The organism is Sinanaerobacter chloroacetimidivorans (assembly GCF_018128545.1).
Classification (GTDB): domain Bacteria; phylum Bacillota; class Clostridia; order Peptostreptococcales; family Anaerovoracaceae; genus Sinanaerobacter; species Sinanaerobacter chloroacetimidivorans.
Genome location: NZ_JAGSND010000008.1, coordinates 125,435 through 149,855, shown reverse-complemented (window position 1 = coordinate 149,855; position 24,421 = coordinate 125,435). Strand labels below are relative to the sequence as shown.

General features: G+C 43.3%; 22 protein-coding genes and 1 pseudogene. 6 read left to right on the top strand and 17 right to left on the bottom strand.

Annotation, left to right across the window (positions count from 1 at the left end):
* Positions 1–15 precede the first annotated feature (15 nt).
* Both mttB and KCX82_RS13090 read right to left on the bottom strand, forming a co-directional pair.
* Positions 16–1,482 (bottom strand): annotated as a pseudogene (gene mttB, locus KCX82_RS13095) ([trimethylamine--corrinoid protein] Co-methyltransferase).
* Positions 1,483–1,584: 102 nt separating this feature from the next.
* A complete protein-coding gene (locus KCX82_RS13090) occupies positions 1,585–2,232 on the bottom strand; it encodes a cobalamin B12-binding domain-containing protein (RefSeq protein WP_227018928.1) in 648 nt (215 codons plus the stop codon).
* Between the two features lie 209 nt (positions 2,233–2,441).
* Between KCX82_RS13090 and KCX82_RS13085 the strand changes: the two genes are divergently transcribed.
* The gene (locus KCX82_RS13085; protein ID WP_227018927.1) at positions 2,442–3,719 is read left to right on the top strand and encodes a helix-turn-helix domain-containing protein; all 1,278 of its coding nucleotides are present in this window, start codon (positions 2,442–2,444) and stop codon (positions 3,717–3,719) included.
* A gap of 23 nt (positions 3,720–3,742) precedes the next feature.
* Here the strand turns inward: KCX82_RS13085 and KCX82_RS13080 are convergent, their stop codons facing one another.
* Positions 3,743–4,267 carry an HdeD family acid-resistance protein gene (locus tag KCX82_RS13080; protein WP_227018926.1) on the bottom strand — a complete coding sequence of 175 codons (525 nt, stop codon included), beginning with the start codon at positions 4,265–4,267 and terminating at the stop codon, positions 3,743–3,745.
* Positions 4,268–4,399: 132 nt separating this feature from the next.
* Positions 4,400–5,635, bottom strand: coding sequence for a DNA polymerase IV (gene dinB, locus KCX82_RS13075; RefSeq protein ID WP_227018925.1), 1,236 nt, complete (start codon positions 5,633–5,635; stop codon positions 4,400–4,402).
* 105 nt (positions 5,636–5,740) lie between these two features.
* Between dinB and KCX82_RS13070 the strand changes: the two genes are divergently transcribed.
* Positions 5,741–6,118 carry an adenine nucleotide alpha hydrolase family protein gene (locus tag KCX82_RS13070; protein ID WP_227018924.1) on the top strand — a complete coding sequence of 126 codons (378 nt, stop codon included), beginning with the start codon at positions 5,741–5,743 and terminating at the stop codon, positions 6,116–6,118.
* Positions 6,119–6,341: 223 nt separating this feature from the next.
* Here KCX82_RS13070 and pyk read toward each other — a convergent pair whose 3' ends face one another.
* The 3 genes from pyk to KCX82_RS13055 form a co-directional block, all read right to left on the bottom strand.
* Complete coding sequence (gene pyk / locus KCX82_RS13065) at positions 6,342–7,769, bottom strand: pyruvate kinase (protein WP_227018923.1); 1,428 nt, start codon at positions 7,767–7,769, stop codon at positions 6,342–6,344.
* Between the two features lie 15 nt (positions 7,770–7,784).
* Positions 7,785–8,747 (bottom strand): 6-phosphofructokinase, encoded by a 963-nt coding sequence (gene pfkA / locus KCX82_RS13060; RefSeq protein ID WP_227018922.1) that lies wholly within the window; start codon positions 8,745–8,747, stop codon positions 7,785–7,787.
* A 69-nt stretch (positions 8,748–8,816) separates the two neighbouring features.
* The gene (locus KCX82_RS13055; RefSeq protein WP_227018921.1) at positions 8,817–12,278 is read right to left on the bottom strand and encodes a DNA polymerase III subunit alpha; all 3,462 of its coding nucleotides are present in this window, start codon (positions 12,276–12,278) and stop codon (positions 8,817–8,819) included.
* Between the two features lie 254 nt (positions 12,279–12,532).
* On the opposite strand from KCX82_RS13055, the gene KCX82_RS13050 reads away from it, so the two are divergent.
* Positions 12,533–12,832 carry a hypothetical protein gene (locus tag KCX82_RS13050; protein WP_227018920.1) on the top strand — a complete coding sequence of 100 codons (300 nt, stop codon included), beginning with the start codon at positions 12,533–12,535 and terminating at the stop codon, positions 12,830–12,832.
* Between the two features lie 348 nt (positions 12,833–13,180).
* Here the strand turns inward: KCX82_RS13050 and KCX82_RS13045 are convergent, their stop codons facing one another.
* Positions 13,181–13,384: a UBA domain-containing protein gene (locus KCX82_RS13045; protein ID WP_227018919.1), complete on the bottom strand. Its 204-nt coding sequence runs from the start codon at positions 13,382–13,384 to the stop codon at positions 13,181–13,183.
* Between the two features lie 158 nt (positions 13,385–13,542).
* Positions 13,543–15,054 carry an aminotransferase-like domain-containing protein gene (locus KCX82_RS13040; RefSeq protein WP_227018918.1) on the bottom strand — a complete coding sequence of 504 codons (1,512 nt, stop codon included), beginning with the start codon at positions 15,052–15,054 and terminating at the stop codon, positions 13,543–13,545.
* Positions 15,055–15,112: 58 nt separating this feature from the next.
* On the opposite strand from KCX82_RS13040, the gene KCX82_RS13035 reads away from it, so the two are divergent.
* The 3 genes from KCX82_RS13035 to KCX82_RS13025 all read left to right on the top strand — a co-directional run bounded on the left by KCX82_RS13035 (position 15,113) and on the right by KCX82_RS13025 (position 16,835).
* Positions 15,113–15,829 (top strand): YczE/YyaS/YitT family protein, encoded by a 717-nt coding sequence (locus tag KCX82_RS13035; protein WP_227018917.1) that lies wholly within the window; start codon positions 15,113–15,115, stop codon positions 15,827–15,829.
* Positions 15,830–15,915: 86 nt separating this feature from the next.
* A complete protein-coding gene (locus KCX82_RS13030) occupies positions 15,916–16,368 on the top strand; it encodes a cell wall hydrolase (RefSeq protein ID WP_227018916.1) in 453 nt (150 codons plus the stop codon).
* Positions 16,369–16,388: 20 nt separating this feature from the next.
* Entirely contained in the window at positions 16,389–16,835 is a 447-nt protein-coding gene (locus tag KCX82_RS13025) for a hypothetical protein (RefSeq protein ID WP_227018915.1), read from the top strand.
* Here the strand turns inward: KCX82_RS13025 and KCX82_RS13020 are convergent.
* The 8 genes from KCX82_RS13020 to pyrB form a co-directional block, all read right to left on the bottom strand.
* A complete protein-coding gene (locus KCX82_RS13020; RefSeq protein ID WP_227018914.1) occupies positions 16,832–18,244 on the bottom strand; it encodes a spore germination protein in 1,413 nt (470 codons plus the stop codon). The genes KCX82_RS13025 and KCX82_RS13020 overlap by 4 nt on opposite strands.
* A gap of 69 nt (positions 18,245–18,313) precedes the next feature.
* Positions 18,314–18,997 (bottom strand): orotate phosphoribosyltransferase, encoded by a 684-nt coding sequence (gene pyrE, locus KCX82_RS13015; protein WP_227018913.1) that lies wholly within the window; start codon positions 18,995–18,997, stop codon positions 18,314–18,316.
* A 9-nt stretch (positions 18,998–19,006) separates the two neighbouring features.
* Positions 19,007–19,927 (bottom strand): dihydroorotate dehydrogenase, encoded by a 921-nt coding sequence (locus KCX82_RS13010; RefSeq protein WP_405127698.1) that lies wholly within the window; start codon positions 19,925–19,927, stop codon positions 19,007–19,009.
* Entirely contained in the window at positions 19,917–20,795 is an 879-nt protein-coding gene (locus tag KCX82_RS13005) for a dihydroorotate dehydrogenase electron transfer subunit (protein ID WP_227018912.1), read from the bottom strand. Before KCX82_RS13005 ends, KCX82_RS13010 begins: the two co-directional genes overlap by 11 nt.
* Positions 20,792–21,703, bottom strand: coding sequence for an orotidine-5'-phosphate decarboxylase (gene pyrF / locus KCX82_RS13000; protein ID WP_227018911.1), 912 nt, complete (start codon positions 21,701–21,703; stop codon positions 20,792–20,794). Before pyrF ends, KCX82_RS13005 begins: the two co-directional genes overlap by 4 nt.
* Positions 21,696–22,955: a dihydroorotase gene (locus KCX82_RS12995; protein WP_227018910.1), complete on the bottom strand. Its 1,260-nt coding sequence runs from the start codon at positions 22,953–22,955 to the stop codon at positions 21,696–21,698. The genes pyrF and KCX82_RS12995 overlap by 8 nt, the downstream gene beginning before the upstream one ends.
* Complete coding sequence (locus tag KCX82_RS12990; protein ID WP_227018909.1) at positions 22,921–23,391, bottom strand: aspartate carbamoyltransferase regulatory subunit; 471 nt, start codon at positions 23,389–23,391, stop codon at positions 22,921–22,923. The genes KCX82_RS12995 and KCX82_RS12990 overlap by 35 nt, the downstream gene beginning before the upstream one ends.
* Positions 23,385–24,326, bottom strand: coding sequence for an aspartate carbamoyltransferase (pyrB, locus tag KCX82_RS12985; protein WP_227018908.1), 942 nt, complete (start codon positions 24,324–24,326; stop codon positions 23,385–23,387). The genes KCX82_RS12990 and pyrB overlap by 7 nt, the downstream gene beginning before the upstream one ends.
* Positions 24,327–24,421: the final 95 nt, after the last annotated feature.

The window sequence follows — 24,421 nt, the reverse complement described above, 5'->3', positions numbered from 1 at the left end:
TCAGATGGGATCCCGTTACTCTCCCATCTCTCTGGCTTCCTGTTCCCCTTCTTCCACAATGCTTCTGATTTTTCTTTTTACATCCTCGGGAAGCGGAATAGGCTTATAATTTTCAAGGATTTCTATGGCCTGCTCTCTCGCTCGTTCTGCCATATCCTTTGCACCGGCATTTTCCCAGTTGTCCCTCATTTTCCTGTTAATGAGATTGGTTGTGGACAATTCCTGTCTCATGTATTTCAGAGTATGTCTTTCGCCTAAATAATTTCCGGCAGGCCCTACCTTCCGGATTACATCCAAGGCGATGGTTTCCTTATTGACAGGAATTCCCTGCAGGATCCTTCTGATCATGCGTACGATTTCCTGATCAATCAAAAGCTGTTCATAGCTCATGGTCATACCCATTTCCAGCATTCCCATTCCGTAAATAATATTACTTCCTGTCAGTGCCGGTAGCATGGCAGTCATTGTCTTTTCGTGCCCTAATTGTTCATCGAGCACCTTGCTGTCCCCCTAAGTTCCTCCCACATTGGTTGGGATTCCGTAATAATGTCCGATCTGGCCTACCGCTGCTCCGCACATGGCGTGTTCCGGCGCGCCCACCGGTGAGGTAGCGGACTTCATATCCATAATAGTGGTGGAACTGCCGTAAAGAATCGGGTTTCCTTTGTTAAGAATTTGAGATAAAACAATTCCGCCTAAAATCTCTGCATTGGTGGTTACCAGGGTTCCTGCCAGCGTAGCCGGTGTCGTACCTCCGCAAAGCCCCATGGAGAGGATATCAATCGGAAGACCATATTTCGCAGACAGCATGATGATATCCGTTTCATTTTCGTTGATTTCCAGCGGACTGTTGGGACAAGCCCCCATGGTGATGATCGGCCGTTCTCTTAATTTGTCATATCCTCCCTGAATAGCAGCAGCCATATCGATAAACCGCTGGGTATTCTTGATTCCTTCAAGATCATGAGCAAAGTTTTTCGTTAAATTATTGAAAACCACCTCGGCTTCATGAAGGGATTTGACTTTTTGATTGACATCACCTGCTGCAACAGCAATAGAGAAAACGTCAACGGTATCCATAGCGTCAATAAATCTTGCCACATTGCCCAGATCCTCTTTTGTGGAATCCCTCACCTCTCCGCTATAAGGGTCGATCATCAATACTCCGGTTCCAAAATTTTTAAAAGCAACGTTCTTTCCACCTACCAGGGTATCGTTCTTGGGATCTCGTCCGCATAAAGTAAATTCAGCGGGACAGGATTCGATGCTGTCGTTTACCAGATTTCTCGGGAACCTTACCCTGTCAATGGAGCGATCCACATCACATCCGGCGGCACTGTAGATTTCCAATGCTTCGTCCCCGTGGATCTGAAGTCCGTAATCTTCCATCAGATCCAGTGTGGCTTCGTGAAGCGCTTCCAAATCTTCATTTCTTAAAATACAATATCCGTAAATGTCATCTTCATATTTAAATTTACTCACCATTCTCCTCCTTTCTGTTTTTATTCCGTCATAACTTCATAAAAGCTTTAACTTTTTTATAACTTCCGTAACATCTTTTGCTTCTTTTATAAAGTAGTTTTATTATTTTTCCCCAATCCAGTTGAGAATGAAGTTTACCGTATCACTGGCGTCTTCACAGTAAGCATCAGCGCCTATTTTCTCAGCCCACCGTTTTGTAACAGGTGCACCGCCAATCAAAGATTTTACTTTCCCTTTAAGTCCTTCTTTTTCCAACAGCTCTTCGATCTTTTTCTGCTCCGTCATGGTGGTGGTAAGCAATGCACTGCTTCCCACGAAATCAGCATTGTACTCCTTAATTTTCTCTATGAATACTTCCGCAGGAACTTCTCTTCCCAGATCATGAACCTCAATGCCATTGGTTTTAACCAGAGAAGCGACGATTCCTTTTCCAATATCATGAACATCACCGGCGACGGTACCGATAACCATAACCCCTTTGCTCTCTACCTGGGTATGATCCATTTTACTCTCGATTTCAGCCGTTACAACTTTCATTACTTCTGTGGAAAAAATCAGTTCCGGCAGGAACACTTCTCCTCTGCCAAAGAGATCTCCCAAATGCTTGATCCCTGCGCTGAACCCTTCGGTCAGCAGCTCTACCGGGTCAATTCCCATCTCTTCTCCGGCTTTTATTACCTCCATGGCTTTGTCTTCATCACAATCCACAATGGAATCAAAAGCATCTTTAAATAATGTTTCCTTCGTCATAGAAACCTCCTTACCAAAATAAAAAAAAACAGCGCTTCATCTTATCCCTATCTTAACGGAATCAGCACTGATATCATAGAAAAGGTTTTTGTTATTTTTGTAGTTTTTATTGTAAAATTATAATTATTTATTGTGGGCGTCCCTGATTTATGGTAATATTTTATAACAATTATCAGGTAAATTATGTTTAAATTTGGAGTGAAAAAACGATGGATCACTTTACCCTGCCCCCTGCATTTAAATCTCCCTCCCCGGAAATTCTGCATAAAATCGAAGAGGCGATTCAGTCCTTTTCTGTCATTACTGACGTTCCGGTCACTTTTTTTAACACCAATGGGGAAATCCAATGGGAATGCCATAGGCAAAGCAAGTTCTGTAATTTTTTTGACGTTTACAAGGACCCTCGGAGTGTTTGTTCCAAAAACCTCGCATCCTCAGCGAAACTGGCAACCCAGTTGGGAGAACCTTATGTGTTCGTCTGCAAAGCAGGACTGGTGAAAATTGCGGTCTCGTTGATCCTGAACGGGCAAGTTGCAGGTTGTTTTATGGCAGGGCCTATTATTATGGGAGGTCTGAAGGAAAGTATCATTACCAATGTTTTTTCTCTGAACAACATTCATTTTGATTCCTATCCGAAAATCATTCTCTTTCTAAGAAGTATGAAGATATTCAAGCCAAAGGAGGTGTCCCACCTGGCTTCCCTGCTTGGAAGCTGTGTTTTAGCTTCCATAACCCATAATGAGGATTATGCAAGCATCAACAGCCAATATAAAGAGCAGAAACGAATCGGGGAGAATCTGCAGAGATACAAGAAAGAGAACAAGACCATGCCCTATCCTTATGAGCTGGAAAATCAGTTGATCGAAAGTGTAAAAGACGGGGATACCAATAAGAGCCTCAGCTTGTTAAAAAAGCTGCTGGGAGAGCTATCACTGATAGAAGTCGGAGATGTTACCTCTATCAAAACGAAAGTGCTTGGGATATGTACCATATTGTCAAGAATTGCAGCTGAAAAAAGCAGCCTGTCTCAGGAACAAACGGAATCCTATTTTTATGATATGAATATGCTGAATCAGGCCGTAAGCTTTCAAGAGCTGTCGATCCTCGCCTCCAATCTCATTGAAAATATAAGCCAGGTCATTGCTTCCAGCAGCTATTCCGGAAAATCTCAGATTATCAAGCAGGCTATTCAAAATATCAATGAGAATTATAAAAACAGAATTTCTTTAAAAACCGTAGCAGATTATTTACATACAAACCCATCCTATTTATCCGTGCTGTTCAAGCAGGAAATGGGAATGACCTTTACGGACTATTTGAATCAAACAAGAATCAATAAGAGCTGTGAGCTTCTTGCCAATACCGGCATCAATCTCATCGACGTATCGATGCAGTCGGGTTTTGATGATCAGAGTTATTTTTCAAAGGTATTTAAAAAAATGAAAGGGATTACTCCAAAGGACTACAGAAAAGTGAATGCAAAATAGAAAAATAAAAAAAGTAAGTAGCTCTACTTACTTTTTTTATTCGCCGGCAGATGTATCCCGGCAATTAATACATTGGCTCCCTGTATGATAAAGATGAACCCGATGATCAGGATTACCGAAAGCGATGCGATAACAGAATTTAGGAAAGCGTAAATCCCTGCAAGAATGGAAATAGCGCCCAATCCCAAGGTCCATTGCCAGGCCCGTTTTCTTTTATTATGTAATCCGAAGGCTTCCGAAATTCTCAAAACTCCGGAGAATATTGCCCACAATCCAAAGAAGACCGGAACTACAGCTTCCGTAATCAGTTGGTTGGACAGCACCAGAGAACCCAGCAGGAAGGTCATAACACCTTCTGTAAAAACCATGTTGGAGAGCTCTCTGTTTTTACGGATAAACAGATAGGCCAATATACCGCTGATGCCGGAAATCAACATAGCACAGCCCAATATAAAGGCTATTGTGAGAAAGGTTGCTCCCTGGTTGGCAAAACAAAAGACTCCTGTCAGAATCAAGATTGCGCCTGCAATAATTTTTAGTAATCTCATGCAAAACCTCCTGTTGAAAAATGGCACGATATGTGTTTGATTGTCGAATACTTAATTATAGTATGATATAGACGCACCGTCAACCGGTAGAGAAGCGGATTGCCGCCGTGCATTAAAATTCATTGCGAAAAATCATTCTTCCAATCCCTCTTCTTCTCTCTGTTCACAAAGATCTATTCCAATATCATTCTTTAATATTCTTGCAAAGGTGATGGCGTGATCGCCGTATTTTGCCCGGATGTGGTCGAGAGTCCTTTCCATTTTCTCTGATTTTTCCCGGTTTTCCTCATTGATTGAGAATAAACTGAGCTGCTGGGACTCCTGCTCATCCGTCAGACCAATTCCGGTTACGGTCAGCATCCTGATGGGATCCTTCAGATTCCATGATTTTCGAATGAGCTCCATGGCCGCATTTCCTATTTCTTCTGCCAGATTTGTAGAAAGCTCCAATTGTTTTTGTCTGGAAATAGTTTTAAAAAGCGGATCCTTAATGTCCACCTTGACTCCCTGGCATTTCATTTCGTATCTTCTTAACCTTCCGGCCACTGTATCTGCCAATGCCAGAATAGCCGTCTTGATATCCTCCGTACCGGCCAGATCCCGTTTAAAGGTCATGCCATTCCCGACGGATTTTATCTTCTGCCTTTCACAGGCAAGAGAAACAGGGCTGTCGTCAATTCCATTAGCATAATCATGAATCACCGCTCCCTGCTTGCCCAGCATGGAAGTAAGAAGAACACGATTAGCTTGTGCCAATTCGCCTATGGTTTTGATCCCTGATTTTATCAGTTTTTCCGCAGTGGCACCGCCGACAAAAAAAAGCTCCCCTACCGGTTGAGTCCAGATAAGCTCTTTATAGTTTTCCCTTGTGATCTCCGTTGTTGCGTCGGGCTTTTTGTACTCACTGCCCATCTTGGCAAAGACTTTATTAAAAGACACCCCTACGGACAACGTCAGTCCCAGCTCTTTCTTTACCGTTTCCCTGATTCTATCCGCAATCACTCTTCCTGAGCCAAAGAGCTTTTGGCTGCCGGTAACATCCAGCCAGGATTCATCAATACTGAAAGGCTCTACCATATCCGTAAATCTTCCATAGATTTCATTGATCTTTTTAGAATAAAGATGATAACGATCATGATGGGGACGTACCAACACCAGATTGGGGCACTTCTTTTTTGCCTGCCAAACCGTTTCAGCCGTTTGAATACCACAGGCTTTTGCTTCTTCATTTTTTGCCAGAATAATGCCATGCCTGTTATCCGGATTGCCGCAAACAGCCACAGGCCGCCCTTTTAGCCCCGGAAGAGACAGCAATTCCACCGAAGCATAGAAGCCATTCATATCACAATGCAGTATCGTTCGATCCATTCCCATACATCCTCCCACCTCATTTTACACTAGCAAATTGCTGTTGACTAGTGTATAATAGAGCTATGATTTAGTATATCTATATAGTTCAAATGAGGTATGGGAATGAAAAATGTAATGGTCTGCGTGACTCAGCAAAAAACCTGCGACAGATTAATCAAATATGGTCACGAATTTCTAGGGGATGAAAAAGGTGAGCTTTTTATTATTCACGTTGCACACTATCAGTTCAATTTTCTCGGGAACTCCAAAGAGGGCGAGGCGTTGGAATATCTCTACGAAAAAGCCCTTGAATACGGGGCAAATCTAACGGTGGTCCGCTCCAATGACGTACTGGATACCCTGACTGATTTAGTGAAAAAGAATAAAATTACACATGTAATATTAGGAGAATCCGGAGAAGGAGAAAACAGCAGCAATTTGGTAAGCCGACTAAAAGGCAAAATTGCCGGCCAAGCTTCTCTGGTGGTGATTCCTTCGTAAAACAATCATAACACATAGTATAAAAGGATAGCTCTCACTATCCTTTTTTCTTTTCATTCTATTTTCTCTTTTCTATTAATTTCTATTTAATTACGAGATATATTGGTCACCAGTTTGGTTATCGGTTGGTTGATTTCTATCAGCTGCTTACCAGTTTTTACCGGGGTTGATTTCTATCAGCTGCTTACCAGTTTTTTACCGGGTTGATTTCTATCAGCTGCTTTTAAATTTCATTACCAACGATGTGTATTCTGAGCATGTTCGTGTTTCCGCCTATACCAACCGGTACACCTGTGGTTATGACGATAAGATCTCCTTTGTTGATATAGCCTTCTGACAAAGCAGTATTGACAGCATGATTAAAAACCTCTTTCTCAGTATAGGCTTCCACAGCAAGAAGCGGCGTAACGCCCCAGGCCAAAGTGAGATGTCTTGCTACTTTTTCAGAAGCGGCAAAGGCAAAAATAGGTGCTTTCGGTCTGAATTTTGATACGCAAAAAGCCGTATATCCGGATTCCGTCGGCGTTAAAATGGCTGTGGCTTTCAGGCCGCAGGCACTATTACAGGTGGCATGACCGATGGCATTGGTTATACTGGTATTTCTCACCTGCCCCTTTTCTTTCAAAAGCATCTCATAGTTCAGGGAATTCTCTGTAGTCAATGCGATCTGAACCATTTGCTTCACTGTTTCAAGGGGATATTTCCCCGATGCGGTTTCACCGGACAGCATGATGACATCTGTACCGTCAAAAATGGCGTTGGCTACATCCGCCACTTCAGCTCTTGTCGGTCTTGGATTTCTGATCATGGAATCCAGCATCTGTGTAGCGGTGATAACCGGCTTGCCTTCCAGATTGCATAATTTGATAATTCTCTTCTGAATAAGCGGTACCTGCTCCGGCGGTATTTCTACCCCGAGGTCTCCTCTGGCAACCATGATGGCATCGGAAACAGCGATAATATCTCTGATGTTGTCTATGCCTTCTTTATTCTCTATTTTCGCGATGATCTTGATATCTTTTCCGCCGTTTTCATTGAGGAACTGTCTGATTTCATCCACATCGGACGATTTTCTGACAAAGGAAGCAGCAATATAATCTACTTCCTGCTCTATTCCAAAAGCGATGTCCGATTTATCCTGCTCTGTAACCGGGGGCAGCTTCACTTGCACTCCCGGCAGGTTCACACTCTTATGATCCTTTATTTCACCGCCGTTTTCAACGGTACAGCGGATATTATTTCCTTCAACCTGGTCTACCGTCAAACCCACCAATCCGTCATCGATCAGTAATTTATCACCGGGCTTCACGTCGTTTATCAGATTTTTATAGGAAACGGAGCAGATTTCATTGGTGCCCAGCACCTCCTCCGTCGTAATGGTAAATTTCTGGCCTTCCACCAGCTTGACCACTTTCTCGGCAAAGGTTCCCGTTCTGATTTCCGGGCCTTTGGTATCAAGAATAATGGAAATATGAATTCCCAGTTCCTTTCGTAGTTCCTTTACCAAATCTATTTTTTTCTTATGCTCTTCATGAGAACCATGGGAAAAGTTCATCCTTGCCGCGTTCATCCCTGCAAGCATCATATTCTTCAGAACCTCTTTGTCCTCACTGGAAGGGCCTATTGTACAGATAATTTTTGTTTTTTTCATTCTTACCTCCCTAGATTAAATTGACAGCATATCAGCCAGCTCCATCAGTGATTTATTATGCTTGCCGGTCATATTAAGGGCGGTTTCCAGATCATAGGAAATGATCTCTGATCCGCATACCCCGATGGCCTTGCTTGTACTGTCTTCCATCAGTAATTCAATGGCTTTGTAACCCATTCTGCTGGCTAAAATCCTGTCACCGGCAGTAGGGGAGCCACCTCGTTGAATATATCCTAAAACCACAACTTTCGTTTCCATGCCGGTCCTGTCAGTAATGACCTGTGCCAGTTCCTGAGAACTGATTTCCACCCCTTCGGCACGAATGATGATATTATGAAGCTTTCCTCGGTTTCTTCCCTGAATGAGTTTTCTGCAGATGGCATTGATATCCACCGGTTCTTCAGGAATCAGAATGCTTTCAGCGCCACCAGTCAATCCGGCATACAATGCAATATCTCCGCAATGTCTGCCCATCACTTCGATTACCGTGCTTCTTTCGTGTGCGGAAGACGTGTCTCTGATATTGCCGATAGCGGATAGCACCGTGTTTACAGCAGTATCAAATCCAATGGTAAAATCGGTGTAAGCAAGGTCATTGTCGATGGTACCCGGAAGCCCCATAACGGTTATCCCTGCTTTGGTCAGTTCCAATCCGCCGCGGAAGGAGCCGTCTCCGCCGATGACAACAAGCCCTTCAATTTCAAAATTTTCAAGCATGTCCATGGCTCTCTGAAAGCCTTCGGGAGTCATAAAACGTTTACTTCTGGCAGTTTTCAGCATGGTGCCTCCACGCTGAAGAATATCGGAAACGGAAGAAACATTCATTTCTTTGATTTCTCCGTTGATTAATCCTTCGTAACCTCTTTCTATTCCGTAGACTTGGATCTTATGATAGAGCGCTCCTCTGACAACAGCGCGGATGGCCGCATTCATTCCCGGAGCATCTCCGCCGCTTGTTAAAACTGCAATTCTTTTCACGATAACTACCTCCTACCGTATTTCAGCTTATTTTTTTGGGTTTTATTTGAATATGTTCGATTTATTATATCATCTAATGTTCTCTTTGCCAATGAAATCTGCCAGTTTCTTTATCAAAATTTCACCAATACTTACCCATAGGTCGGAATTTGTTTTATATTTCCTTTTTGTTGCAGCCACCGTTATCACAACCGGTGTATCACCTTTATGCTCCGTGAGAATGGAACGGATACCCGCAAAAGCTGCTGCTTCCTCCATTTCCGCCGGTATCGTCAGATTTAGAACATTAGCTATAGTTTTCCCAGCAATATCATTGATATGAAAAATTTTATCTGCCAGTACCTTCGGTGTTTCTTCTTCCTTAAAGCTTAAGGTACCCTTGACAACGATGACCGTATCATTCTTCATAAGAGCAAGAGAGCGTTCATAAACATTGGGAAATACGAGAACCTCCACACTTCCGTAAAGATCCTCCACCTGCAGAAAGGCCATCATTTTATTACTTTTTGTGATTAATGTCTTTTTGGAACTAATCATGCCTGCCATAGTAACAGGCATTCCATCCTGAATCTCGTCATGGATCTCAACATGAAGCAAGTCATCTGAAGTTAGGGTTACCAGCTTTTCAATTTTCTCCGCATAATCTGACAAAGGATGTCCTGTAATATAGACTCCCAGCATTTCTTTTTCCATGGCCATAAGCAAATCTTTTGAAAAATTCTCCACATCCGGAAGATTGCCCTCAATGGAAGAACTCTGCATGGCATCGGAGTTCATCTGGAAAAGGGAAATCTGTCCCTCCAGATTTTTTCTGACATTATTCTGTGCGGATTCGATGATACTCTCATACACGGCCAAATGCTTCGCTCTGTTGTCATTGAGACAGTCGAAGGCTCCTGCTTTAATCAGACTTTCGATGGCCTTCTTATTGATCTCATGGATATCCACCTGATTCACGAACTGGAAAATATCCTGCGGTACGCCCTTTTCCTCTCTCATCTTGATAATGGCCTGAATCACACCCTCGCCCACATTTTTCACGCCAAGCAGACCGAATCGGATTTTTCCGTCCTTCACGGTAAATTTTACATGGCTTTCATTGATATCCGGCGGTAGAACCTGAATTTTCATTTCCATGCAGTTTCTAATATATTTGGCGATTTGAGCTGAATCGCCAATAACGCTGGTCATCAGTGCCGCCATAAATTCTACGGGATAATAGGTTTTCAGATAAGCAGTCTGATAGGTCAAAACAGCATAGGCTGCGGCATGGGATTTATTGAAGGCGTACTCTGCAAAGCTGATCATCTGGTTATAGATTTCTCTGGCTGCCTCCTCCGGTATCCCATTTCGGATACAGCCCCTGATCTCCAGATTTCCCTCTTCATCCTCTTTCCCGTAAATGAAGTATTCCTGTTCCTTCAACATAATATCCATTTTCTTCTTTCCCATGGCTCGTCTCACCAAATCACTCCGCCCATAGGTATATCCCGCCAGGTCACGAACGATCTGCATAACCTGCTCCTGATATACAAGGCAGCCATAGGTAACAGACAAAATCGGCTCCAGGCTGGGATGCAGATACTGAACGCGATGGGGATTCTTTTTGTTTTCTATGTATGTAGGGATGGAAGCCATGGGTCCCGGCCGGTAGAGAGCATTTCCCGCAATAATATCTTCTAGGCAGTCCGGCTTCAGGTTTTTCATAAATTGAGTCATTCCTGAGCTTTCAAGCTGAAATACCCCCTGGGTATTTCCGCTGCTGATGAGCTCGTAGGTAGCTTTGTCATTATACTCCATCCTGGACAGATCAAGTTTGACCCCATGATTTTGTTCTATGAGCTCCAGGGCATCTCTTATTACCGTAAGATTCCGCAATCCCAGGAAATCCATTTTCAACAGCCCCAGTTCTTCTATAGTTCCCATAGGGAACTGGGTACTGACTCCTTTATCGGCTAAATACAAAGGGACATATTCATTCAGACTTTTTTTGGAAATCACCACCCCGGCAGCGTGGGTGGAAGCATGTCTCGGCATCCCTTCCAGAGCCCGAGCCGTATCCAGAAGCTCCTTTACCCGTTTGTCCGATTCATAGGATTCCCGCAGCTCCGAATTCCAATCCAAAGCTTTATCGATGGTCATTTTCAAATCAAAAGGAATTGCTTTGGCGATTACATCCACGTCGCTGTAGCTCATATTGATGGCACGCCCTACATCCCTTACTGCTGCCTTAGCCTTCATGGTTCCGAAGGTAATGATCTGGGCAACCTTATCTTCCCCGTATTTTTCGATTACATAATTGATTACCTCCTGCCTTCTTTCATAGCAGAAGTCGATATCGATATCCGGCATACTGATTCGTTCAGGATTTAAAAAGCGTTCAAAGATAAGTCCGTATTTGATAGGATCGATGTCCGTAATTTTTAGTGCGTAAGCCACGATGCTTCCGGCGGCGGAGCCTCTGCCAGGTCCGACCATTATCCCGTTTTGTTTTGCAAAATTGATAAAATCCCAGACGATGAGAAAATACTCCACATAGCCCATATTTTCAATGGTACCAAGCTCATATTCCAACCGCTCGCCCAAATCTTCCGAGATCTCACCATAACGATCTCTCAGGCCTTCATAGCAAAGCGACCTCAGATAATGTCGGTTGTCCTGACCGTCGGGAGCATGAAATTCCGGCAGATGAATTTCCCCAAACCGGAAATCCACATTGCACCTTTGGGCAATCTTTACCGTATTCTCCAAAGCTTCAGGGATATCCGCAAACAAATGCTCCATTTCCTCTTCAGATTTTAAATAAAACTGATCATTGGGAAAGCGCATTCGGTTTTCATCTTCAACGGTTCTGGCAGTCTGAATGCACAAAAGTACATCATGGGGAACAGCGTCCTCCTGTCTCACATAATGAACGTCATTGGTGGCAACAAAGGGAATCTTTGTTTCTTCATGAAGCTGTTTCATTAATGGCAGTATCTTCAGTTCCTCTTCCAGCCCCTGGTCCTGCAGTTCCAGAAAGAAATTACCCTCGCCAAAAATATCCAAAAGCTCCAGCGCTTCCTTTTTTGCCCCTTCGTAATCATTATTCAGCAATTTTTTTTGTATATCTCCGGCAAGACAGGCACTCAAAGCAATAATCCCACCCTTATATTGCCTCAGAACATGATGGTCGATTCTCGGCTTATAATAGAATCCTTCCGTATACCCAGCAGAGACGATCTTCATTAAATTATTATATCCCTGCTGATTTTCAGCAAGTAAAACAAGGTGGCCCTGATGCTTATCCTTCTCTGCGTCCTTGTCCCTCATGGTTCTGGCAGCGGTATAAACCTCACAGCCGATAATAGGCTTGATTCCTTGTTTTTTGGCTTCCTTATAAAAATCTATGACACCAAACATGGCTCCGTGATCCGTAATAGCCACCGAGTCCATGCCGAGCTCCTTGGTTCTCGCAATCAAATCCTTGATCCTCGAAGCACCATCCAGCAAACTATATTCCGTATGTACGTGAAGATGTGTAAAACCCATGTTTATCCCTTTTTTCCTATCAGTATGAAATACTGATTTACTCTCTGCAATAACAGATAACTTCTTATTTTTTGATACTTTATTATACCATAATATAAGATGGTTTAACCATAGGCAACTCCGTTTGCGGCTCTCTTAAAAATTACATTGCAGCTCTTATTAAAATCAAATTTAAAATATACCACAGCTCCATAAAATCTCCATATCGATCTGTTATAAATAAAGCATAGCAATACTGATAAGGAGATGATGGTATGAATTGCTGCAAAAAAAATGAAAATCATAATGATATCGTAAACACGAATCAGGAACATATCCAAACTGACAACCAGAAACACAGCTGCCATAAATCGCATTTGAAAATGATGGCATTATGCTGCGGAATCCCTATCCTGCTGATCCTTTTATTACCGCTTCTTGGTTATAAAGGTTTTCTGCTAGGGATCATTCCTTTCATTTGTCCGATTATGATGGTGCTTATGGTGCCTATGATGATGCTGATGGGAAAAAAAGAGAATTCATCAAAAGGTATGAATCATAACAATAAAGAATAAGATGAAATGAAATACTTTCATTTAGATCCTCCAATTTGATAGATACACAGAAGGGCTGCCCAAAATAGATCTGAGATATATTTGGATGGTCATAATTTGCAGGGTTCGTTTTCGAAATTTATCTTTTTATAAATTTTGTTCCCGACTTTTAGACAGAAAAGCAAACTCGCTTCGCTCAAACAGTGCTTTTCTTCGCATTTCATGCTCGCTAAAAGCCTTGGTTACAAAATTTGAAAAGATAGAAATTCCTCAAAATACCCTGCAAACCATGGTCATTCCAAATGTATATCTTCTTTCTATTTTGGGCAGCCCTTTCACATGTAATATAAATAATCAGATTAGTGCATTTTATAACATAAATAGAGCGGAATAAAGGAGCGCCGAGGACCCCTGAGGAGATCTCCCTCTCATCGGAGCCACCTTCCCAAGCTGTTCCAGATCGATAAGAGCTTCAATTACATCACCTTCTGTTTTATTTAAAGCCGATTTCGCATCCTCATAAGAGATTCTGGCATAATCGCAGAGCTTTTCCACCTGATCATTGGTTACCATATCATTATACCTCCTTTCCCGGCTCGCCTGTTTTCCAGCAGAATAGCGGCGAGCTTATGCGAGAAATCACAAATCTGCCGTTCATTTATGTGATTTCTGCTTACTATAACGATATGATAATGGAAAAACTTTCAAGGCTTCTTAAATAAAGATTAAAATTAGATTAAAAATGAGGATGCAAGGATCGGATATTGCTTCAGAATGCGCAATAAAATATGAAGCCCCTTTTGCATTTGTTCATCATTTTCTACGGAGCCCAGTGAAACTCTTACTGCATTTGGCGGTAATTGGGTTCCAACGTAAAACTTATAAGCAGAAATAACTCTGACATGATTCATTAGCGCTGTGTTTTCAAATTCCGCACAATTCCATCCTTCAGGAAGGTTAAGCCATAGAAAAGGACTTCCTTCAATGGCCTGAAAGGAATAGTCTCTCAATACAGTTTTGGCAAGCTGAATCCGGTTCTCAATGACCAGCTTTTTTTGATTTATCATTTCCGCGGCAGTACCGCTTTCAATGAATTGTGTAACCAGCTCAGAGCTTATCGTGGGAGCCATCCATACAGTATTGGTGACCGCCTGATTAAATTTGTACAGAAATCGTTGGGGAACCGAAGCAAATGCAATTCTGAGTCCGGGAAACAGTGATTTTGAAATACTGCAGATATAAACACCGTTATCAGGGACCAGGGTACTTAGCGCCGTTTTATTTGTCACGTTCATAAAATTATAAATATCATCCTCGATCAATATGAGGCCGTATTTTAGGATGATATCCGCAATTTCTCGTTTTCTTTTCTTTGACATTTCAGTTGCTGTTGGATTTTGCAGATTCGGCATCAGATAAATCCCTTTTATTTGATGCTTTTTACACTGTTCTTCAAGATGCTCGGGAACCATGCCCTCAGAATCCATCACGATGGGTTCAAGCTTCATACGATTCAACTGAGCTGCATTTTTAAACCCGGTGAAGGTTAACATATCCACCGCGATCCTGTCTCCCGGATCAAAAAGTCCGAGAAGGCAGCAGTTGATAGCATGCATGGCCCCCGCACATATTACAATATGCTCACAATCCGCATTCAGCCCGTATTGCTTTATCCAGCCCGCAGCAACCTCTCTGTGTCTGCGGATTCCCTGGCTTGGAACATAGTCAAGAAGTGAGTCCAGAACATGGCCTTTCGCAACAGCTTTCAACTGCTTCGACAAGTCATAACCTTCAATTTTTATAGAACCGACCAGGCCAAGTTCTATGATTTCATCTTCACTCCCGAGAATTTCCGGTAAGATTCTATCTTTTTTATCATCGGAAACATAAGTGCCTCTTCCGATAGTACCTGTGATCAGTCCTCGCTTTTCGGCTTCTTTATATGCTCTTGTAATGGTAGTCAGGTTTACGCCAATTGTTTTCGCAAGTGACCGCTGAGGAGGCATTTTTTCATTTTGTTTCAGAATTCCAAGGCGAATATCTCTTTCAATTGCATCAGCAATTGCGATATATAGTACTTTATCCGTATCGATAATTTTAGGGTTCCACATGAATTTCCACTCCCCTTTATATTGTATGACAAACAATGTTCTATTGACTCTGCCGTAAATGCAGTTATAATAAGGATTAATCAGCATTTTGACTATTTTGGTTGCAAGACTCGCTTGCAAATTGATTGTCATACAATTACTATAACACATTATTTTAAGTCATACAATATAGAAAGGGGCTTTTATTATTATGAAACAATTTTATATCCGTCTGCTGCGATTAATCTGGGGGCTTTTCCTATATGCACTTGGAATCGTATTTACACTGAATGCCCATATAGGCTACGCTCCGTGGGAAGTTTTCCATGTTGGATTTGCAAAAACAGCAGGAATAAGCATCGGAAACGCTTCCATTATTACAGGAGTCGTTATTGGAATCATCGTACTATTGCTGGGCGAGAAACTTGGTCTCGGTACTGTTTTGAATATGGTGCTTATCGGAATGTTTTTGGATCTGATTCTTAGATTAGACATCATACCGGTTGCAAATCATTTTGTGTGGGGAATCATCATGTTGGTTGCAGGATTGTTTATTATTGCCTTAGCCTCCTATTTTTACATTGGTTCTGCCTTTGGAGCAGGCCCGAGGGATAGCTTAATGATTGCACTTACACGAAAGACGAAACTGCCGATCGGTGTCTGCCGCGGCATGATTGAGCTTTTAGCCGTGTTTGTCGGATGGAGGCTTGGCGGTATGCTTGGTATCGGCACAATAATCTCTGCGTTTTTAATCGGATTTTGTGTTCAGACCACCTTTAAGCTGCTTAAGTTTGATTCTACCGCAATAAAGCACGAAACATTGGATCGGACATTTAAAATGTTTTTTAAATATGAAAAAATGCAGGCTGATGAGGAAGATGTTCCTGAAATAAAGTTCAATTCGCCCGATAACCAATCCGCCGAATAAGATTTCATGTCCTATTTTCCTCTCTTCTTTATCACATTTTCGAGCCCCCGCATATACTAAAGTAAAACTTTATCGAGGTGACTTACATGGCTTTTGATCAATTTGATACGCGAGAACTTTTTGCACGATTAATTCAATGTGAGGCAGGCGGCGAAGGAGAAGACGGAATGAGAGCTGTGGCTACGGTGATTATGAACAGGGCTACGGTTCCTTTTGGTGAATTTTCGAGAGTGAGTCAGGGCGGAAATGTTAGAAATATTATTGAACACACGAGACAATTTGTATGTATGCAAACCTCTGTAGGAGGTGTCTATAATCCACAAAACGTGGCAAATATGAACCCTACTGATGAGCATTATGCCATCGTTGACTGGGCTATGGCAGGAAACAAGCTTCAAGGTGTGGATCATTCCCTGTTCTTCTTCAATCCCTACAGCGCCAGTTGCCCGCCTTATTTTCCTACCAACGTAGGGGTCATTCATAACCGGGTAGGGGATCATTGCTTCTATATCCCCACTCAATATTATGCCAATACTTAAAAAGAAAGGATCGTTTACTTATGTTTGATTGTAACCTAATTAAATCCAGGGTACAGAAAATGCAGGAATTAGAGCTGCAGATGCCGTCAGCGCCGGGTTCCCCTAATCTTGGGACTCCCGTACCGCTCTATCCTCAGCTTCCTTCTACATTGCCTGCAACATCTGAGTCTCCCAGTATCAGCGTCCCCAGCAATCCTCTCCTTCCACCTGAACTGAGACAGAAACTCGATTATGAAAGCTTGCAATATATGAATGGCTTCCTGAGAACGCAAATCGGAAAATACGTAGAAGTTGAATTTCTGATAGGCACCAGCAATCGGGTCATGCGAACCGGGCGGCTCATTGGCGTCGGCATCAACTATATCCTGCTGTTGGATGTAGAAACCCAGGATATTATTTCTTGCGATTTCTATAACATAAAATTTGTTAAATTCTATTATCGTTCTACCGGTTCTGTCACCGGCTAATCTTTTGCATCCTTTCTAGTTCTGAAAACAAGCCGTTTCAGTATCTTCCAGTCAAAAGGATAAAGGGGATATAAATAACATACACCTATTATATTCTTTGTTTTCACCAGAGCGATAATATTGATGATGATCCCGGCAACCGCACCATAGACACCGGCTACGGCAACGCCAACCAGAATTAAAATTCGCATGAATTTTATTGCGTAGCCAAGCTCAATGCTTGGCTGCGTAAAGCTCGCAAGAGCCAACACCGCCATGCAGAGAATGGTCTGAGGAATAAACCAGCCGGAATCTATAGAGAATTGACCTAAAATCAAAGCGCCAATAACAGAAAGGGACATGCCCAAAGAACTAGGGGTATTCAGGGAAGCCAGCTTCAAGGCATCAATAGCAAATTCCAGCAGAATAAACTGTGCAAATAAAGGTATCGCATATCCTTCATCCGGGATAAAAAAATCCAGTCTGTCCGGTACAGGAATATGTTCCTCCGCAATCAGCAGATAGGCGGGTGTTAAAAAAATGACAGCAAGCATATTCATGATTCTCAGCATACGGAAATAATTTCCCGTGAGGATCGGGAAATAATAATCATCCGTATCCTGAAGGAAATCAAAAATACTGGTTGGAATCAAAATAACCGTGGGGCTGTTGTCGACCAAAATCGCTACTTTGCCTTCAGTCAAGTGAGCGGCTACAACGTCAGGCCTTTGTGTGTATCTCACCTTTGGAAACGGATTTAACCATTGTGACTTTGCAATGGCTTCTACAAGGCTCTGATCTCCAACCGTAAGAGTGTCCACCCTGATTCCCTTCATTTTATCCCTGATTTTTTCCAACACTTTTTCATCAGCAATTCCCTTCATAAAGGTGACGCAAACATCGGTTTTGGATGCCGACCCAATGGTGTGCATTTCGAAAACCAGCCTGGTATCTCTGATTCTTCTGCGGATCATTTTGGTGTTGAACATCAAAGTTTCCACAAAACCGTCCTTTGGCCCTCTTAAAGATTTTTCTTTCTCCGGTTCTTCTATCCCACGGACCGGATAGGTCCTAAGATCGATTATCATTGCTTCCGAATAACCGTCTACCAGCAAGATGATGAGGCCGGACAGTACCGCCTTTACCATCTTATCCGTATTGCTCTCTAATGTAACCTGAGCATAGGGCAAATGAGATTTGATAAAATCCATTGCCGTAACGGTTTGATCCATATCTTTTTTAGCCACCGAGAAAAAATCTGAGATAATTTCCTGCAGGATATCGCTGATAATAAATCCTTCAATATAGTAAATGCAGCTTTCCTTCCCGCCGATAATGAGCTTTCTTTCACCCACATCAAAGCTTTCGCCGACACCCAGATTCTTTCGAAAAAACGCTATATATTCATTGAATTGATTATTTTCGTGCATAATGAATCTCCCTTTGTTATTCCTATTTAAAACTATTTTTTCCAAAAAGAGATTCGTTATGCTTTTAATCTATCGATTATTTACGCAGTAGGCTTTAAAATACCGGTCCATTCTTTTTCGGATGCTATCCTCGATTTTCATTTCCTGATGTTGATCCAGGTATTGGATGATATCGGTAACGGTAACGATGGAATAGGTCTTGATCCCGAATTCTTCATAGATTTCCTGAACCGCTGTTTTCTCCCCTGTTCCCTTTTCCATTCTGTCAACCGAGATTACGAGACCCTCTACGGAAATTTCACCGGCTGCTTTTAAAATCGGCAGACATTCTCTCACCGCAGTTCCTGCCGTAATGACATCTTCCATAATCAGAACCGAATCTCCGGTCTTCAGCGGATAGCCTACCATTACGCCGCCCTCGCCATGGTCTTTCTTTTCTTTTCGGTTGAAGCAGTAATTGATCTCCTTGCCGTATTTACCGGCGAAAGCGATGGAAGCAGCCACCGCTATGGGAATTCCTTTATAGGCCGGGCCAAACAGTGCCGTTATATCTTCCTTGATCGTTCCCTTTTTCATATTTTCTATCACACAATCACTGTAAAACCCTCCAAGTGCCGAAATCTGACTTCCGGTTCGATAATTGCCGGTATTGATAAAATAAGGGGTCTCCCTCCCGCTCTTGGTAATAAATTGGCCAAAAGTCAGGACTCCGGCACCGATCATAAATTGGATAAATTCGTCCTTATAGCTCATGGTATTCTCCTATCTATCCTGGAAGGAATCTCTGATATCTTTCATTGTCTTGAAATTATTTTTCTTCATATATTCTATAAGCTCTTTCTTAATCCGCACGGGGGCCGCGGGGTCCACCAGCGCTGCCGTACCGACGGATACGGCATCCGCTCCGGCCATGATAAATTCAACAGCATCCTCACCCGACATGATTCCGCCCATTCCGACAATGGGAATGGTTACTGCTCTTCGCACCTGGTAAACCATCCTTACGGCGACAGGCTTCACGGCAGGTCCTGAAAGGCCTCCCATCCGATTAAACAGTACCGGTGTTTTTTTATGTACATCAATCCGCATGCCAAGCAGGGTATTGATCAGTGAAATGCCATCCGCCCCTTCTGATTCAACTGCCCGCGCGATTTCCGCAACGTCTCCCACATTGGGTGTCAGCTTCATAAGAATAGGTTTCTGTGAACGCGTTTTTACCTGCTTCGTTACTTCCGCCGCCATTTTCGGGTCCGTTCCAAAGCTGATCCCGCCTTCTTTGATATTCGGACAGGAAATGTTGATTTCCAGCATATCCGCTTTTGTATCATTCAGCTTTTCCACTACTTCGCAATATTCCTCGACGGTTCTCCCTGCTACATTAACGATAAGAGCCGTATCAAACTGCTCTAAAAAGGGAAGCTCCTCCTTGATGAAAACATCGATACCGGGATTTTGCAGACCGATGGAATTGATCATTCCTCCATATACCTCCGCAATTCTGGGGGTGGGATTTCCGGGCCATGGTATAGTGGACACCCCTTTTGTGATCATGGCTCCAAGCTCATTGATGTTATAAAAGGCACTGCTTTCTCTGGCGGAAAAAGTCCCGGAAGCGGTGGTGATCGGGTTATTCAGCGTGATTCCTGCTATCGTTACTCGTAAATCCAGTCCTTTATTCTTCATCCCAAATCACCTCATCCCCATAAAAAACCGGTCCATCCTTGCAGACCTTCTTTGCTGCAACAGCAATACCTTCATCTGTTTTTTCCTGTGTTTTACAAACACAGCCCACACAGGCGCCGTATCCGCAGCCCATGCGCTCTTCCATGGAAATCTGAACCGGAATCTGCCGCTCTCTGCAATAGGTCGACAGGGCTTTCAGCATTGGCTTTGGACCGCAGGCAAAATAACCATCCGCATGAATTTGGTTTTGACCGATCAAATCCAAAACATTACCGTGGAAGCCAAAGTTCCCCTCATCAGTGGCAATCAACACTTCATCACAGTACTCCTTCAGTTCTTCCTCTAAAAAAGGTTCCCGCTGGAATCCAAGGACTGCTACGGTTTTCAGATTCCGAAACTCCAGATTACTTTTATCGTCATCCGCAGCTTCACGCTGCATTTTTCTGATAGCTTTTGCAAGGCCAAGAAGAGGCGGTACACCGATGCCGCCGCCAACCAATCCGATCACACCGGCTTTTGCTCCGTCTTGCATTGCATGATCTCTTTTCATCTTTTGCAGAAGGCTGCCTATTTGATATCCATTGCCAAGGGGTGTACTGATGCGGATTCTGTCTCCCATATCGTACTGAGCGATCTCCGAAGTACCTTTTCCAACCACTCCGTAAATCAAGGCCATATTTTCACCGTTCGTTTCACTGATGCTGACAGGCCTGGGCAAAAGAAGGCTTTTGTCTTTCAGATATACATTGACAAAACGGCCCGGGACGTAATCTCTTACGGCTTCCGGGGCATTTACAACAAGCCTGTAAACCTTATCTGCAATTTCTATGTTTTCTACAACTCTGCCGTTCAATATTTTTTTCATCATCCTTTATCCTCCAAGTCCTTCTTCATGGTCAGCACCGCCTCACGTGCGGCTTCTGCAAAGTTATGAGCACCATATTTTTTATCCTTCTGATAAGCGGCTATGATACCTCTGGAAGAGTTGACAATACAGCCCCTTCCGTCCCGGTCAAAATATCCTCTGATATCATTTCCGCTAGCCCCTTGGGCCCCATATCCGGGCACAAGAAAAAAGGTGTGGGGCATTTTCTCTCTTAAGCTCTTCCCCTGCTCGCCGTAAGTTGCTCCTACCACAGCTCCTATTTTGCTGTAGCCGTTATCCCCCATAACCAACCTGCCCCATTGGCTTACCAGCCTTGCAGTATGCTCATAGACCGGAACTCCGTCTGCTATCAGGTCCTGGATTTCCCCTCCTGAGGGGTTGCTGGTTTTTACCAGAAGGAAGAGTCCCTTATCAAATTCCGTGCAATAAGGCAGAAAGGGTTCAATGCTGTCAAAGCCCAGATAAGGATTCAAGGTCACCGCATCTTCATTCCAGATATCAAAATGGGTTCCCTCTATGGTAACGCCTCCGAGATGGGAAGCATAGGCCGCGGCAGTAGAGGCAATATCCCCTCTTTTGATATCTCCGATAATGATCAGCCCTTTTTTCTTTGCAGCTACAATGGTTTCCAGATATGCCCGAATCCCTTCCAGCCCATATTGTTCATACATGGCAATCTGCAGCTTTACTGCAGGAACCAGATCACCGACTCCTTCTATAATGGCCTTATTAAAACAAAGGAGCATCTTGGATACCGCTCTTGTGGTTTTTCCGTATTTCTCTATCATTTCCATGCGGATTCCATAGGGTATCATTTCATAGGTAGGATCCAGCCCTACCACAGTGGGATTTCTGCATTGATCTATCTTCTGCATCAGTCTGTCAATCATTTGATTCCTCCTTCCAAAGAATCCTTCCGCCTATGATGGTACAGGCGATTCTTCCAAATACCTTTTTTCCGATAAAAGCTGAATTTCTTCCCTTTGACAGAAAGTCTTCCGGTTTTATTTCATACTCCCTGTTAACGTCAATCATGGCAAGGTCAGCCGCTTTTCCCGGCTGCAAGCTCCCTCTTTCGATCCCGACGATTTCAGCGGGCTTCGTGCTCATCCTTCGCATCAGCTCTAAGGGAGTCAGAATTCCGGATTTGACAAGGGCAGTATAGCTTACTGAAAAACTTGTTTCGAGCCCGACGACTCCAAAAGGGGCTTCTTCAAAGGGAAGCTCTTTTTCTCTGGAGTGGTGGGGAGCATGGTCCGTAGCGATGATATCAAGGGTGCCATCCTTGATTCCTTCCAGGATTGCTGCGACATTTTCCTTTTCTCTCAGGGGTGGGTTCATCTTTTTGTTTGGATCCCTGCCGGTCATACTCTCATCCATGGTAAAATAGTGGGGCGCCGTTTCCGCTGTAATATTCCCATTGCTTTTCTTGGCCTCCCGGATAAGCGCTACACTCTCTTTTTTGCTGATATGGCAAAAGTGAAGTCTACAGCCTGTTTCCGCCGCAAGTTTTAAGTCTCTTTCTACGATTTCAGCCTCCGGTTCCGCGTGGGAAAAGATAGGGAGCCCATATTTTTTCGCTTCCTGCATCGCTTCTCTCATCAGGTCTGCATCCTCTACCGTTTTTCCGTCTTCGCTGAGGGCGCAGATACCCTTGCCGAATAGGGTCGAATCTGTGGTTTTACAATTCAGCATTCCCTCGTAGTCTGCCAGCTCTTTTCCTGCCTGACCTTTCGTTATGGCACCCACACCAAGGATCTGTACGCCATTGGCTCTTTTCGCTCTCTTATACAGGAATTTCACCACTTCTTCCCGATCTATGGCAGGCTTTGTGTTTGGCATACAGCAGAGGGTCGTAATTCCGCCTCTGGCCGCTGACCGGCAGCCGCTTGCAATATCCTCTTTATATTCAAACCCAGGCTCTCTCAGATGAACGTGGAGGTCGATGAGTCCTGGTACCACCCATTTTCCTTCCGCATCAACCCACTGATCAACCTGATGATCAATCTGAAAATTCAGTTCGGACAAGCCTTCCTGCATAAGAATCTCTGAAATGATCCCATCCTCAATGACCAGTGTGCCAATTCCCTGCCGGTTACTTGACGGGTCAACGATGAAGCCATTGCTTATGTATAATTTCATTGTTAAATCCCTCCTTCATGCTGATGATATCGTCACAGTAATCACATTTATATTCTCTGTTTTTCTTATCGATCAGGTGGAAGATATGAGGTGCGTTGACCTCGACGGAGGTAACACAGCGTGGATTTTTACATTTGACAATATTGGTCACCATCTCTGGCAATTTTAGATTGATTTTTTTGCTGATCAAGTGATCCTCGATAATATTTACCGTTGCTTTCGGGTCAATGAGCCCTAATGCGGCAAGATTGATATCCACAACGTTTTCAATCTTGATGACATCCTTTCTGCCGTATTTGCTGCTGGTAGCATTCATAATGAATGCTACGGTATTTTTTGTGGTGTCGATATCGAGAAACTCCAGAATTTTTACACCAAGGCCTGCTGTAATGTGGTCAATTACAATTCCTTTTTCAATGCTGTTGATCACTACCATTTCGTTCCCTCCTTATCCACTCCTAACAGACTCATAATCAATGCCATACGAACAAACATACCGTATTTAGCCTGTTTAAAATACATCGCTCTGGGATCCTGATCCACTTCGGCTGCGATTTCATTGACCCTTGGAAGTGGATGCAGCACCATCATATCCTCCTTGGCCAGTTTCATCTTTGCCATATCCAGAATATATCTGTCCTTCAGTCTGATATAATCTTCCTCATTAAAGAACCGTTCCCTCTGGACTCTGGTCATGTACAGGATATCCAGTTCCGGAAGCACTTCCTGCATGCTCTCGATTTCCTTAAAGGGAATCTTATTTTTCACCAGAATCTCTTTTCTTACGTAATCCGGAATTTTCAGCTCTTCCGGTGAGATTAGAACGAAGGATACATTTTCATATCTCGATAATGCCTTGATTAAAGAATGTACGGTTCTTCCGAATTTCAAATCTCCGCAAATACCGATCTTCAGGTCTTGAAATCCGCCCTTTTCCCGTCTGATGGTCAAGAGGTCTGTTAAGGTTTGGGTAGGATGCTGATGCCCGCCGTCCCCTGCGTTTACCACCGGCATATTCGTGCTCTGGGCTGCAACCTTCGGTGCTCCTTCCTTTGGATGCCGCATTACCGCCATATCCGCATAGCATGCTACCGTTCGGATGGTGTCGGCAATGCTTTCACCCTTTGCAACAGAACTTGAGTTGGGTTCGGAAAATCCGATCACCTGTCCTCCCAGCCTTAGCATAGCTGCTTCAAAACTAAATCGGGTACGGGTGCTGGGCTCGTAAAACAAGGTGGCAAGCAGTTTTCCCTCGCATGATTTTTGAAACTTCTCCGGGGAATCTATAATTTTATCCGCTAATGTAAATAAATACTCCAGCTCTTCTGCTGAAAAATCCATAGGCTCCAACAAGCTTCTTCCTTCTAACATTCCATCTCCTCCTCTGCTTTACCGGGATTAAAATCCCTCAGTTAATGAAAAAACATAAAAAAAAAGCCTTCCAAAAGGAAGACTTTAAAAATACT

Coding starts and splice junctions, on each gene's coding strand:
- KCX82_RS13045 (WP_227018919.1), bottom strand. CDS start 13,384: ATGGTAACCAATGATCAGGTGGAAAAGCTCTGCGATTATGCCAGAATC.
- KCX82_RS13080 (WP_227018926.1), bottom strand. CDS start 4,267: ATGAGATTACTAAAAATTATTGCAGGCGCAATCTTGATTCTGACAGGA.
- KCX82_RS12990 (WP_227018909.1), bottom strand. CDS start 23,391: ATGGTAGTGATCAACAGCATTGAAAAAGGAATTGTAATTGACCACATT.
- KCX82_RS13050 (WP_227018920.1), top strand. CDS start 12,533: ATGAATTGCTGCAAAAAAAATGAAAATCATAATGATATCGTAAACACG.
- KCX82_RS13020 (WP_227018914.1), bottom strand. CDS start 18,244: ATGCACGAAAATAATCAATTCAATGAATATATAGCGTTTTTTCGAAAG.
- pyrB (WP_227018908.1), bottom strand. CDS start 24,326: ATGTTAGAAGGAAGAAGCTTGTTGGAGCCTATGGATTTTTCAGCAGAA.
- KCX82_RS13005 (WP_227018912.1), bottom strand. CDS start 20,795: ATGATGAAAAAAATATTGAACGGCAGAGTTGTAGAAAACATAGAAATT.
- pyrF (WP_227018911.1), bottom strand. CDS start 21,703: ATGATTGACAGACTGATGCAGAAGATAGATCAATGCAGAAATCCCACT.
- KCX82_RS13090 (WP_227018928.1), bottom strand. CDS start 2,232: ATGACGAAGGAAACATTATTTAAAGATGCTTTTGATTCCATTGTGGAT.
- KCX82_RS12995 (WP_227018910.1), bottom strand. CDS start 22,955: ATGAAATTATACATAAGCAATGGCTTCATCGTTGACCCGTCAAGTAAC.
- KCX82_RS13010 (WP_405127698.1), bottom strand. CDS start 19,927: ATGAAGAATAAAGGACTGGATTTACGAGTAACGATAGCAGGAATCACG.
- KCX82_RS13040 (WP_227018918.1), bottom strand. CDS start 15,054: ATGACAATCAATTTGCAAGCGAGTCTTGCAACCAAAATAGTCAAAATG.
- KCX82_RS13085 (WP_227018927.1), top strand. CDS start 2,442: ATGGATCACTTTACCCTGCCCCCTGCATTTAAATCTCCCTCCCCGGAA.
- pyk (WP_227018923.1), bottom strand. CDS start 7,769: ATGAAAAAAACAAAAATTATCTGTACAATAGGCCCTTCCAGTGAGGAC.
- KCX82_RS13035 (WP_227018917.1), top strand. CDS start 15,113: ATGAAACAATTTTATATCCGTCTGCTGCGATTAATCTGGGGGCTTTTC.
- KCX82_RS13025 (WP_227018915.1), top strand. CDS start 16,389: ATGTTTGATTGTAACCTAATTAAATCCAGGGTACAGAAAATGCAGGAA.
- dinB (WP_227018925.1), bottom strand. CDS start 5,635: ATGGATCGAACGATACTGCATTGTGATATGAATGGCTTCTATGCTTCG.
- KCX82_RS13030 (WP_227018916.1), top strand. CDS start 15,916: ATGGCTTTTGATCAATTTGATACGCGAGAACTTTTTGCACGATTAATT.
- pyrE (WP_227018913.1), bottom strand. CDS start 18,997: ATGAGCTATAAGGACGAATTTATCCAATTTATGATCGGTGCCGGAGTC.
- KCX82_RS13070 (WP_227018924.1), top strand. CDS start 5,741: ATGAAAAATGTAATGGTCTGCGTGACTCAGCAAAAAACCTGCGACAGA.
- KCX82_RS13055 (WP_227018921.1), bottom strand. CDS start 12,278: ATGGGTTTTACACATCTTCACGTACATACGGAATATAGTTTGCTGGAT.